Origin of the sequence: Albidovulum sp. (assembly GCF_049646345.1) — a bacterium.
GTDB lineage: Bacteria > Pseudomonadota > Alphaproteobacteria > Rhodobacterales > Rhodobacteraceae > Albidovulum.
On record NZ_JBARVQ010000651.1, the window covers coordinates 1 to 11,950 of the forward strand.

The following is an 11,950-nucleotide window of genomic DNA, read 5'->3' on the forward strand; positions in this document are numbered from 1 at the left end:
ATGATAGAGGCAGCGGCGTTTCAGGGCGTCATGCACCTCGCGGGTGCGGTTCGAGGTGATGATGACAATGGGCGGTTCCGGTGCATGGATGGTGCCAAGCTCTGGGATCGTGACCTGGAAATCGGACAGGGCCTCCAACAGGAAGGCCTCGAACGGTTCATCGGTGCGGTCTAGTTCGTCAATCAGAAGGACCGGCGCGCCGCCCGGCTGGGGCCGCATCGCGGCCAGAAGAGGACGTTCGATCAGGTAATCCTCGGTGAAAAGCTCGGCCCGCAATGCATCGCGGTCAGTCCCGCCGCCTGCCTCGGCCGTGCGGATCGTGATCATCTGAGCCGCAAAATTCCAGTCATAGACGGCTGAGGCCGCGTCGAGCCCCTCGTAACATTGCAGCCGGATCAGCTTGCGGCCCAGCCCGGCGGCGATGGCCTTGGCAATCTCGGTCTTGCCCACCCCGGCCTCACCTTCCAGAAACAGCGGGCGCCCGAGTTTCAGGGCAAGGAAGGCGACGGTGGCGAGCGGGCGGCCGCAGACATAGTTCTGCCCGGCCAACATCGTCTCGACCGCATCGATATGGGTGATTGCCTTGGTCAATGCCGTTCCTTTCGTTCCTGCACTCTGGGTACGGCAGGGCGGCTTGTCCAGTCCATAGGACCTTTCGGTCGGACCCATCGCAGGAACCGCATTGCACATCGTGATATCAGCACCGATCCTGCCGGTGTTGGAAGGACCGCATCGAAGGGAAAAACGTGATGGAAATCGCACTGATCGGTGTCGGCAAGATCGCCCGCGATCAACATGTTCCGGCCATTGCCGCCTCGGCGGACTGGGACCTTGTCGCCACCTTGTCGCATGAGGGGACGGTCGACGGGGTTCCCGCCTTCACCGATCTTGACGAGCTGCTGCAGCACTGCCCCGGGATCGGCGCGGTATCGCTTTGTGTGCCGCCCGGCGCGCGGTTTTCCTATGCCGAGGCTGCGCTGAAAGCGGGTCGTCATGTCATGCTGGAAAAGCCGCCCAGCGTAACCTTGGCGGAATGCCACGCGCTTGAGAGGCTGGCCCGGGCCCATGATGTGGCGCTTTTTGCAACCTGGCATTCGCGCGAAGCCGCGATGGTTTCGGCAGCGCAGTCCTGGCTGAGGGACAAGCCTTTGCGCCGGTTGAGGATCATCTGGAAAGAGGATGTCCGCCGCTGGCATCCCGGGCAGGACTGGGTTTGGGAACCGGGCGGGCTTGGCGTCTTCGATCCTGGCATCAATGCCTTGTCGATCCTGACCGAGATTCTGCCGGACGCCTTTCATGTCAGCACCGCCATGCTGGATATCCCCGAAAACCGGCAGACGCCGATTGCTGCCGCACTCGCCTTTCACCACCCGGCCGGGGCGGAGGTGACGGCAGAGTTCGACTGGCGCGAGGCGGGCCCGCAGAGATGGGACATCATCGCGGAAACCGATGCGGGCACTCTGGCGCTGACCCATGGCGGGGCACGGTTGGCGATTGATGGCGTGCCCCAAAGCAACGCCACCGAAGTGGGCGAATATCCGCGCCTTTATGCAAAGATGGCGCGGCTGGCAGCGGCACGGGCCGTCGACTTTGACCTCTCCCCCCTGCTCCATACCGCCGATGCGTTCCTGCGCGGGGAAAGACGGTCGACCGCCGTGTTTCATTGGTAGTCCGCCCGCCCCGAACCGAAACAGGATAATTTGTTAACCCTGTGTCGCCCGTCACAGCGCCGCGTGGCGCGCTGCTTCATCCTGTTTGGACAGAGGGGCGGTCGATCCCTCGTACAGACGAAGGGGTTGAAGAAATGACAAAAGCGATTTTTCTGGCAGTTCTGGTTGCAGCCATGCCCGCCATCGGCGCGGCAGAGACGGCGCAAAGTGGCTTCGGCACGGAGACGGGCATTCACGAGTTGTCCCGCGTAGACCCGGGCAAGACACTGAAACTGATCAAGCGCATCAAGGATGCTGGCGGCAGCCATATCGCATCGTAAACGACACGGACCAAGGGCGTGAGCGCACGGATAGGATTGGTGCGATTCAGGCGGATTTGCCGCCAAGCCGAGAGGAGATGACGGGATGACTGCCTCCGCCGACCAACGCCCCGGACCGCTCCAAGCCGCGCGAAACCGTCTGAGGAGAAGCACGGCCATGACCCGCAACGGGAAAAGCCTGATCACCGGCCTTCTGCTGACCACCTGCCTGACCGCAGGCATGGCAGCGGCCCAGAGCAGCCGCGAGCTGGACCGGCTTATGGGCGAAACCGGCGGGGCGCAACCGGTGCGCGGGGTCGACCTTTCGACCCGCGCGGCCAAGCGCTACGCAGTCGTGATCGGCAATTCGGACTATTCCGCAATCCCCGACCTGCCCAATGCCCATGCCGACGCAGGCGTCATGGCCCAGTTCTTCAAGGAACAGGGCTACGACGTCCACGCCCATCTCGACATCACCAAACGCGGATTCGAGGACACCTTGCGCCGGGTCCTCTTCGACGTCGACAAGGATACCGAGGTTGTCGTCTTCTTCGCCGGGCACGGCTTTCAGATCGGGTCAGAGAATTACCTCGTCCCCGTCGATGCCGATCTCGACACGATCTATGACGTGCCGTTTGAGGCGGTTTCGCTCGGCTCGCTCGTCGGGATCATCGGCGCGCGGGCGCGGTTGCAGGTCGTGATCCTCGACAGTTGCCGCGACAATCCGTTCGCGGGCAAGACCGTGCTGACACGCATCGGCAATGAGCTGCGCGAGGTCCGGACTGGGTTTTCCTCGCAAGCCGCCCCCCTGAATTCCATGCTGATCTTTTCGACCGCACCCGGATCGGTGGCTTTCGACGGCGACGGTGCGAACAGCCCGTTCACGGCGGCCCTGATCGAAGAGGTCAGCGATACGCCCGACGCGCTGGTCAAGGACGTGTTCGAAGGCGTGCGCAAGCTGGTCTTTGACCGCACCAATGGCCGTCAGGTGCCGTGGGACAGTTCGACCCTGATCGAACCGGCGAGCTTTGGGCTCGGCACTGCGCTCAGCCGCCCGATCGCTGTCTCGAGCACCGGCACCGGTGCCAATCGCGGTCTTGCGCGGATCCTGCCCGAGGATGAGGCCCCCAGCCTCGTGAGTGTGGCCGAGACGCGTGCGGTGGTTGAGGCGGATTTCGTGCCCGAGGTGCAGATCGGTTTCGTTCTGCGCAATGCGCTTGACCTGACGCCCGCCGACCGCGTGACGATCACCGAGCAGCCGAAGACCGGGCGGCTGGTCCTGCCCGACGAAAACGGGTTTCAGCGCAACGTGCTGGGCGATACGCTTGGCAGCGCCGATATCGACCGGCTGCTTCTGGTCAACGACTCGGTGCAGATTTCGGCGGTCTCGCTGACCAATGGCGTGATCGACGACATGATCGGCGTGACCGTCAATGGCGAGGTGCAGCGGGTACAGCTTGCCCTGAAACCCGACGCCTGTGATTTCGAGGCCGGGGACCATCTCGACCCCGACGGCATGGGCCTGACCCGCTATGCCAATGAGATCCGCCCCGAAGAAGCCGTTGCTTCCTGCCGTGCCGCGGTTGCGGCCGATCCTGAAAACGGACGGTTCCACTATCAGCTTGGCCGGGCGCTGATTTCGCTGCGTAGTTACGACGAGGCGAAGGCAGAATTCGCACGCGCAAAGGAGCTGGGCCATACCCGCGCCTGGCAGGCGCTTGGCAATGCGCTTTTGAACGAGGCCAAGGAAACCGGCGGCGTGTCGAACCCGAAAGCCTCGGAAGAGGTACTTCAGCTTTTCGCCCAGGGCGTCGACAAGGGCGATCCCTATGCCTTCTACTCGCTCGGGCGCCAGTTCATGCGCTTCGGCGGCTCTGACGCGATCGAAATCGAAGGTTACGACCTGATGATGCGCGCGCTTGAGGTCGGACATACATTCGCGATGAACGAACTTGGCTATTTCTATCTGGATGAAGACGGTGAGTTTTATGACGCCGAACGCGGCCTGCGTTATCTGCGCGAAAGTGCCAGACGGGATGACATCTACGGCTTCAACAATATGGGCCTTGTCTACCTCAACGGCCTCGGCGGCACCCCGGTCGATGACGGCGCGGCCTATGAGATGTTTCGCAAGGCGGCCGAGGGTGGGCATCCGAACGCGCCATACAATCTTGGCCGCATGTATCGTGATGGAAAGGCGCCGGGCGGGCGCGATCTGAAATCCGCTGTCGACTGGTTCAGCGCCGGGCTGGAGCGCGGTGACGCGAATGCGGGTGGTCACGCCGCCTATCTGATCTCCAGCGAAGGCGCCCCGGGCTACGACATGTTCGATGCCGCGATGCTGGCCGCGAAGGCCGCTGCCCTGTCCAACCAGAAGGCCGCGGGCCCCGCCCGCGAATTGCTGGCGTCGTTCGATGCGAAATCAATCGGCGGTGGCACACAAAAGCTGATCCGTGCGCTTGGTGGCGAAATCGAGGCCGACGGCGCGTTTGGTCCGTCGAGCGATGCAGCCTTGGCCGAAATCCTGACCCGGACTGGCGCCGGGCCTGCCGAAACCGACCCCGTCGCCAGAATCGTTCAGCTAGCGGGGCTTGTCTGGGCTTCGTCCCCGTTCCGTGTGGATCTTTACTAGTATCTTTCGGGTTATCCGAGAAAATTGAATAGTAACGGAATGTGGACCGGACTGGTCTGCATTCTGATTCTATATGGGGGCAATTGCGTGTAGCGTCCAACCGGACCGGTGCCAGCCGCACCCGAAGCCCAAAGCAAAGGCCAACCCCGTCGTGTTGAAGCGATACCCCCGCCCCTCCGACCCACCGACTGCCCGGGGGATACCATGTCCGCCCGCCTGACCGCCGATTTCTGGGTGCGCGCCTATCTGGCCCGGCTGCAGGCCGCGCATATCCCGGCCTATGTTCTTGCGCGGGGTGATGCGACGGCGGGGGCGGTGCTGGTCAAGCTCGCAACCCTCGACGGGCAGGCGCAGCTGTTTCAGCGCTCGTTCGACCTGATGACAGGCGCGCGGGCCTGGGTGGTGCTGGCCGAGGGGCCGGAGGCGGAAGTCGACGCTTCAATCGCCCGGCAAAGGCGCAGCGACCCCGATCTTTGGGTGATCGAGATCGAAAGCCGCGAGGGGCGGACATTGCTGGATGAGGACGGGCTGGCCGAATGAAGTGATCGCTCCGCATATGCTGAGACCGCACGGGACATCCTCGACGGCGATATGGTCAGGAAGTGCCATACAGAACTACCTCTTGGGCGAAGAATTCTTGTTGAAATCGGGTGGACAGACTCCCGGCGCTGAGCCCGGTTTTTCTGAATTTTCCCGGCAAGTTGACCATTCATCGACCGAGCTTCGCTTGCCAGTGTCGCAAGCGGTCGTTCAGGTAAATCGCAGCGCAGGCCGGGATCGAGCCCAGAGCGGTCGTTGCCAGTGCTACGCTAGCCGGGCGGGTGCCTGCCCGTGGGGTGGCGCAACGACGGACATTCAGGGTGCTTTATGGCAGCAAAGCCCCTTCACCCTCATGCGATGCGCGCGGCCTCAAAAGCGCCAGCCCGCCGGGACGGGCAGGCGCTCGCCCGGCGCCTTCGGCTTGGTTCCGGGCGGGTGGCAGTTCCTTCGAATGGCAGAATTCGTCCGCCTTGCAGACGCTCCAACTAGTGCAGCGAAAGCCTCAGCTGACGCCCTCCCCGGGCCAGCGGCGACCGTCCTGGCGAACAAGGCAGAATGATCTGGTGTCTTTCAGGTGGACGGCCTGGCAGGGGCAGGGGGACTCGAACCCACGACCCTCGGTTTTGGAGACCGATGCTCTACCAACTGAGCTATACCCCTAAGGCCGAGCCGGTTCTTACGCGTGGGCCGGTTGCTTTGCAAGAATGAAAACGTCACAACCGTTTATTCCGGGGCAACGGAATACCCGATCGCAGCATACCAGTCGGCTGCCGCGCGGATTTCGGCGTCGGTCAATTCAGCCGCGATGGGCGTCATCACCTCATGCACTCGCTTGCCAAGGCGAAAAGCCTTCAACTGGGTGTCGATGTAGATATTGGTCTCACCCGCGAGGTTCGGCACATCCCCGGCCACAGCAATCCCGTCGATGCCGTGACAGGCAACGCACGCATCGGGCGCGCCCGCCGGATCGGCGGTCAGCGTCGCGACCGCCTTCTGCGATCCGTACCAGGCCGCAAGATCGGCGATCTGCTCATCGGTCAGCGTCCGGGCGACGACGGTCATCATCTCATGCACGCGCGTGCCGTCGCGAAAGGCGGTAAGCTGGGCCGCGATGTAGCCCGCCGGTTCGCCGCCGATATGTGGCGCGATGGGGATTTTTGCGACCCCGTCGATGCCGTGGCAGGTGTGGCACTGACCGGCCAGGGCCTTGCCCGCCGCAGGATCGCCACCGGCATGCGCACCCCCGGCGCAGATGACCGCGCCGAGGGTCAGGAACAGGATCTGCCTCATTCGCCGTAGCTGATCCGGTAGAGCGCCCCGGCAAGGTCGTCTGAGACGAGGATCGAGCCGTCGCGCAACTGCGCTACATCGACCGGACGGCCGAGATATTCGCCGTTGCCGTCAATCCAGCCTTCAGCGAAGGGCTCGGTTGTTGCGGTGCCGTCCTCGGCGATGAAGGTCACCATCACCCGCGCCCCGACCGGGGTCGTGCGGTTCCACGACCCGTGCTGGGCCGAAAAGATGGCATTCTTGTACTTCGCCGGGAACATGTTGCCGGTGTAGAAGGACATACCCAGATCGGCGGCATGGGCGATGGTCGCAACCGCTGGCATCACGACATCGACCGGCACATCCTCATCCTTGTATTCGTTGGTGCGGGTATCGCCGCCGCCGAACCAGGGATGACCGAAATGCTGACCGGCTGCGGTCTGGTGATTGATCTCGCCCGGCGGGATATCGTCGCCCATGCCGTCGACCTGATTGTCGGTGAACCACAAGTCACCCGTCACCGGATGAAATTCATGGCCGACCGAGTTGCGGATGCCGTAGGTGAAGACCTCGCGCCCCGTCCCGTCTGTGTTCAGCCGGATCATGCCGCCGATGCCGGTCTTGTTGTAGAGATCAAGCTTTTCCGCCGGGGCAACGTTGAAGGGCTGACCGAGCGAGATATAGATCTTGCCGTCCGGCCCGATCTTGCAGACCCGCGCGGTGTGGTTGAAGCTTTCTTCCTCGACCGGGATCAGATCGCCCTGAGCGATCAGGTTGAAGGCCGCCACATCGGGGCTTTCATAGAAAAACTCTGCCGCCGGGAACAGCAGCACCCGGTTCTGTTCGGCAATGTAAAGAAACCCGTCTGTCGAGAAACATGGCCCGTTCGGGATGGCGAATTGCAGCGAGGGGGCGAAGTCCTTCACCTCATCGGCGACCCGGTCCTTGTTGCGGTCGGTGACTGACCACACCTTGTCCTTTCGGGTGCCGACAAAGGTAACAATGCCCTGCGGCCCGACCGCCATGTGACGGGCATCCGGAACGACGGCATAAAGCTCGATCTTGAACCCGGCCGGAAGTGTGATCTGTTCGAGCGTCTTCTTGATCCCGTCTGCATAGGGGCCGGTCTGGTCGATGAAGGTGAAATCGGTGACACCGGTCTTCTGGAAGTTCGACAGTTTTTCAAGGTTGTCGGGAACATCCGCCGTCTGGGCAGAGACGGTTCCGGCGATCAGTGCAATGGTAGCAATCGACGTGAGCAGTGCTTTCATTCCGTCCTCCCTTACAAGGTCCGGCCGGACCGTGCAGGGGGCACGGCCCGAACCGGGTTGGTCGCGGCTTTGGCCTCAGATATTGCCCGCCGCCATTTCGCTGGCGATATGGTCGGCCTGCCTAATGGCAAGGGCGACGATCGTCAGCGTCGGGTTCTCGGCGGCACCCGTCGTGAACTGGCTGCCGTCGGAGATGAAGAGGTTGGCGATGTCATGGGTCTGGCCCCACTTGTTGCAGACGCCATCCTCGGGGTTTTCGGACATCCGGTTGGTGCCGAGGTTGTGGGTCGACGGATAGGGCGGCGTCGGGAAGGTGCGGGTCGCGCCCACAGCCTCATAGATCGCCTGACCCTGCTTGTAGGCATGGGCGCGCATCGCCTTGTCGTTCGGGTGATCGGAAAAGTTGACATTCGCGACCGGCAGTCCGTGCTGATCCTTCACATCCATGTTGAGCGTGACCCGGTTCGTCGCCTGCGGCATATCCTCACCCACGATCCACATGCCCGCCATGTTCTCATAGGCGTCGAGCGCGGTGGTAAAGCTGCGCCCCCAGCCGCCGGGATTGAGGAAGGCCGCCATGAACGGCAGGCCGAGTGCCAGGGTTTCCAGCTCATAGCCGCCAACGAATCCTCGGGTCGGGTCGTGTTTCGCCTCATCCTGAACGATCCCGGCCATCGTCGTGCCGCGCCACATGCGGACCGGCTTGTCAAACACCGCATAGACCGAACCGGTCATGTGGCGCATATAGTTGCGCCCGACCTGATCAGAGGAGTTCGCCAGCCCGTTCGGGAACATATTCGAGCCTGAGTTCAGAAGCAGGCGCGGGCTTTCAAAGCTGTTGCCCGCGACGCAGACGATGCGCGCCTTCTGTGTCTGAAGGTTCCCGTCCTTGTCGAAATACTCGACGCCGGTCACCTTGCCGCTGTCATCATGCAGGATGCGGGCGACATGGGCGTGTTCACGCACCTCCAGATTGCCGGTCGCCTCACCTGCCGGGATGTCGGTATAGGCGGCCGACCACTTGGCCCCCCATTTGCAACCCTGAAAGCAGAAGCCGGTCTGCTGGCAGGCGAGCCTGCCGTCATAATCGGCCGAGTTGATCGCCATGCGACCGGTATGCACCTCTTCGTAGCCAAGTGCCTTGGCGCCCTTCTCGAAGACCTTGTAGTTGTTGTTGCCGGGCAGCCCCGCGCGGTCGCCGGTGCGTGTGACGCCAAGCTTGGTCTCGGCCTTTTCGTACCAGGGTGCCATTTCCGCCCCGTCGATCGGCCAGTCGAGAAGATTTGCGCCCTCAACCGCGCCGTAAGTCGTCAGCGCCTTCCATTCATGATCCTGAAAGCGCAGGGATGCCCCCGCCCAATGGGTCGTGGTGCCGCCGACGGCCTTGACGATCCAGGCAGGGAGGCCGGAAAAATCCTTGGCGACCCGCCAGTCGCCCGACGTCGTACGCGGGTCAAGCCAGGCAAGTTGGCCGAAGCTTTCCCATTCATCGTTAACGTAATCCTCGGGCAGGTAACGTCCGCCCGCCTCAAGTGCCACGACGCTGACGCCTTTCTGGGCCAGTTCGTTCGAAAGAACCCCGCCGCCGGCGCCGGTCCCGATGACAACGACAACGCCGTCGTCGTTCAGATCAAATGGTGCTGTCATGATCCCGCCCCCTCACAGCCAGTCGATGTCGTCAAAGCCACGGTCGATGTAACCGCCCTGACTGAAGGACTCGCCCTGATAGCCGAAGATCGGCCAGACATCCTTCTGGTTATAAAGCCCGGTCACGAGGCCACCGCGCACGGTCTGGAAGAAACCGCTGTCCTCCATCCCTTGCAGGATTTTCACCCGGTTCTCTTCCCAGCCCATGGAGACATAGTTGGCATGGCCCGCGCCTTGCGCTGCGGCATCGAGCGCTGCGATGCCCTCATCCACCAGTGCCTTCTTGTCCTCGGCGTCATAGCCCTTGACGGCGACGGCGTAGAACTGATCGCCGACCTTGTCGTGCGGGTAGATGTCGCGCGCCATTTGCAAAAGCGTCGCCATCTGGTGTTCGGTGATCACCGTCACCTCGACCGCCCAGGCCGCGTTCGGCGCCGCAATAAAGCCCGCCCCGGTGACGCACAGCGCCCCTGCCGCGACCGAGCGCGACAGCAATGCGCGACGGGTCAGTCCCGTCCTTTCGATCTTTGTCATTCCTTCCTCCCTGACAAATGGTTGGCACCGGTCACTGGAACCGGCCGCCGCGTTCGAGAACCTCGATCTGGTAGCCATCGGGGTCCGCAATGAAGAAAAAGCGCGCCACAAGCGTGTCGCCGTTCCTGAACTCGACAAGTTTGCGGGGGGCGAGCCCGGCCCCGGTCAGACGGGCATGTGCGGCGTCAAGGTCGCTGACCGACACCGCCAGATGGCCATAACCATCGCCAAGATCGTAGGGTTCGGTCCGGCCCTTGTTGACCGTCAGTTCCAGTTCGAAGCCGCTTTCGGCATTCGACATGTAGATCAGCGTGAAACTGTCGAAGTCGAGCCGGTCGGCGACGTTGAGCCCGAAGGCGCGGGAATAGAAATCGACCGACCGCATTTCATCCAGGACACGGATCATCGAATGGATCGTCTTGGCCATCTGCCCTCCAAATCTCTCAGATTTGGTAAAGTTAGATGACCAATTCAGACCATTGGTAGTAGCCCGATACTACAAGGGCGATTTCCGCTATTCAGCGGCGAAGCGCGCCGCGTCTTCCTGTTCCAGTTCACCCAGATGGATCGTGCAGGCGCAGCGTAGAAGCGAGGTGAAATTCGGCGCCTCGCCATTGAGTTGCAGCACTTCGGAATGCAGTTTCGATATGAAGGCCGGGGTCGTCAGCCCCTCACGCTCGGCGATCCGGTCGAGGATACGCCAGAAGGCGCGCTCCAGCCGGATCGAGGTGCTCTGGCCGTTCAGCCGCAAGCGCCGTGTTTCAGATTGATAGCGTTCGGGCTCTTGCCCGGCGAAGATCTGGCACATCGTCTGCCCCCTGCATGACTGTGCAAGCCACTATCCTGTGACGAAAGGGCCGAATCGTCAATGTGCGGGTGAATTGCCAATACCGGAACGGATGTTTGATCCGACGGCAGGTGGATTAATGCACGCTGACCGGGGCCATGTCGTTCTGCCTTGCCAGAATGAAGGCCATGCGGCGATCCTTCACCAGGGCCAGCCGCTCACCATCGGCACCGCAGACCGCATAGAGCGTGTCCTGCCCCATCGCCTGCGCGCGGATATCCTCGGGCAGATCAGCCACCAAAACCTCGCGCACATAGACGATGCGGTCGCCGTTTTCTGAGCCGAAATCGTATTTCGTATGCATGCCCGTGCCTCCTTAACCTTTATTGATCCGGATCGTCTGCACGATCTTTTCCGGGACGGCCCGGTTCAGATCCACATGCAGCAACCCGTTTTCCAGTGCAGCCCCGGCCACTTCGACCCCATCGGCCAGCACGAAGCTGCGCTGAAAGGCGCGCGCCGCGATGCCACGATGCAGGAAGACCCGGCCGTCATCCTCATCCTCGGCCTGACGGCCCCGGATCATCAACTGCCTGTCCTCGACCGTGATCGCGATGTCATCCTCGCGGAACCCTGCAACGGCAAGCGTGATACGGAAGCCGTTTTCAGAGGATTGTTCAATATTGAAAGGCGGATAGCCCTCATTGCCGGATTTGGCGGTCCGCTCCACCAGCCGTTCCAACTGGTCGAAACCCAGAAGAAATGGGTGGGCGGCAAAGGTCAGTTTCGTCATCTCGGACATGTCCTCGGATCAAGCGACACCTCGTCGAACCCCTTGGGCGGCAGCCCGACACCCTCAATATGGTCGTTCAATATGGCCTCGGCAAGGCGAGCCCAGCGAAATGCTTCCCGCGAAGGCATGGAATTGGTATCGTTCGGCGGCCGATCGGCCCACGACTCATAAGAACAGGGAAAAGATGAACGCCCGGATGGAAATGGACAATGCCGAGGTCTTGCGCGTCAAGCTTGAGGTCCTCAGACGGGAACACCGGGATCTGGATGAAGCAATCCACGTGATGGAGACCTCGGGCCGCGGCGATCAGCTGACGCTGAAGCGGCTGAAAAAGCAGAAGCTGGTGCTGAAGGACCAGATCGCGCGGATCGAGGATATTCTGACCCCTGATATCATCGCCTGAAGCGGTCCGGGTTTTGCCGGACGTCCCGGCCAGAGGGTCTGGATCGGGATGTTGCGGACATTCAGGAAAGCCCACTTTCGCCCGGTAACAAGCGCAACACAAGCC

At 62.2% G+C, this 11,950-nt stretch carries 14 protein-coding genes and 1 tRNA gene; 5 read left to right on the forward strand and 10 right to left on the reverse strand.

Annotated features, from left to right (window positions below):
• The coding region (locus WBB85_RS16985; protein WP_432639794.1) for an AAA family ATPase at positions 1–552 on the reverse strand (552 nt) is incomplete at its 3' end.
• A 197-nt stretch (positions 553–749) separates the two neighbouring features.
• On the opposite strand from WBB85_RS16985, the gene WBB85_RS16990 reads away from it, so the two are divergent.
• The 4 genes from WBB85_RS16990 to WBB85_RS17005 all read left to right on the forward strand — a co-directional run bounded on the left by WBB85_RS16990 (position 750) and on the right by WBB85_RS17005 (position 5,141).
• The gene (locus WBB85_RS16990) at positions 750–1,670 is read left to right on the forward strand and encodes a Gfo/Idh/MocA family protein (protein ID WP_432639781.1); all 921 of its coding nucleotides are present in this window, start codon (positions 750–752) and stop codon (positions 1,668–1,670) included.
• A gap of 134 nt (positions 1,671–1,804) precedes the next feature.
• Entirely contained in the window at positions 1,805–1,990 is a 186-nt protein-coding gene (locus WBB85_RS16995) for a hypothetical protein (protein WP_432639782.1), read from the forward strand.
• A 157-nt stretch (positions 1,991–2,147) separates the two neighbouring features.
• Positions 2,148–4,601 carry a caspase family protein gene (locus tag WBB85_RS17000; RefSeq protein WP_432639783.1) on the forward strand — a complete coding sequence of 818 codons (2,454 nt, stop codon included), beginning with the start codon at positions 2,148–2,150 and terminating at the stop codon, positions 4,599–4,601.
• Positions 4,602–4,805: 204 nt separating this feature from the next.
• Positions 4,806–5,141: a DUF1491 family protein gene (locus WBB85_RS17005; RefSeq protein ID WP_432639784.1), complete on the forward strand. Its 336-nt coding sequence runs from the start codon at positions 4,806–4,808 to the stop codon at positions 5,139–5,141.
• 584 nt (positions 5,142–5,725) lie between these two features.
• Here the strand turns inward: WBB85_RS17005 and WBB85_RS17010 are convergent.
• The 9 genes from WBB85_RS17010 to WBB85_RS17050 form a co-directional block, all read right to left on the reverse strand.
• A tRNA-Trp gene (locus tag WBB85_RS17010) sits at positions 5,726–5,801 on the reverse strand.
• 63 nt (positions 5,802–5,864) lie between these two features.
• Positions 5,865–6,431 (reverse strand): c-type cytochrome, encoded by a 567-nt coding sequence (locus WBB85_RS17015; protein WP_432639785.1) that lies wholly within the window; start codon positions 6,429–6,431, stop codon positions 5,865–5,867.
• Complete coding sequence (locus WBB85_RS17020) at positions 6,428–7,681, reverse strand: PQQ-dependent sugar dehydrogenase (protein WP_432639786.1); 1,254 nt, start codon at positions 7,679–7,681, stop codon at positions 6,428–6,430. The genes WBB85_RS17015 and WBB85_RS17020 overlap by 4 nt, the downstream gene beginning before the upstream one ends.
• Before the next feature lie 75 nt (positions 7,682–7,756).
• Positions 7,757–9,328 (reverse strand): GMC family oxidoreductase, encoded by a 1,572-nt coding sequence (locus WBB85_RS17025; protein ID WP_432639787.1) that lies wholly within the window; start codon positions 9,326–9,328, stop codon positions 7,757–7,759.
• Positions 9,329–9,340: 12 nt separating this feature from the next.
• Positions 9,341–9,862, reverse strand: coding sequence for a Twin-arginine translocation pathway signal (locus tag WBB85_RS17030; RefSeq protein WP_432639788.1), 522 nt, complete (start codon positions 9,860–9,862; stop codon positions 9,341–9,343).
• A gap of 31 nt (positions 9,863–9,893) precedes the next feature.
• A complete protein-coding gene (locus WBB85_RS17035) occupies positions 9,894–10,289 on the reverse strand; it encodes a VOC family protein (RefSeq protein ID WP_432639789.1) in 396 nt (131 codons plus the stop codon).
• A gap of 87 nt (positions 10,290–10,376) precedes the next feature.
• On the reverse strand, positions 10,377–10,670 hold the full coding sequence (locus WBB85_RS17040; protein WP_432639790.1) for a ribbon-helix-helix domain-containing protein: 294 nt from the start codon (positions 10,668–10,670) through the stop codon (positions 10,377–10,379).
• Positions 10,671–10,785: 115 nt separating this feature from the next.
• Positions 10,786–11,013, reverse strand: a complete 228-nt coding sequence (locus WBB85_RS17045) for a DUF1150 family protein (protein ID WP_432639791.1) — start codon at positions 11,011–11,013, stop codon at positions 10,786–10,788.
• Positions 11,014–11,025: 12 nt separating this feature from the next.
• A complete protein-coding gene (locus WBB85_RS17050) occupies positions 11,026–11,442 on the reverse strand; it encodes an Hsp20 family protein (protein WP_432639792.1) in 417 nt (138 codons plus the stop codon).
• A 184-nt stretch (positions 11,443–11,626) separates the two neighbouring features.
• Between WBB85_RS17050 and WBB85_RS17055 the strand changes: the two genes are divergently transcribed.
• Entirely contained in the window at positions 11,627–11,845 is a 219-nt protein-coding gene (locus WBB85_RS17055) for a YdcH family protein (RefSeq protein ID WP_432639793.1), read from the forward strand.
• The last annotated feature ends 105 nt before the right edge of the window (positions 11,846–11,950 follow it).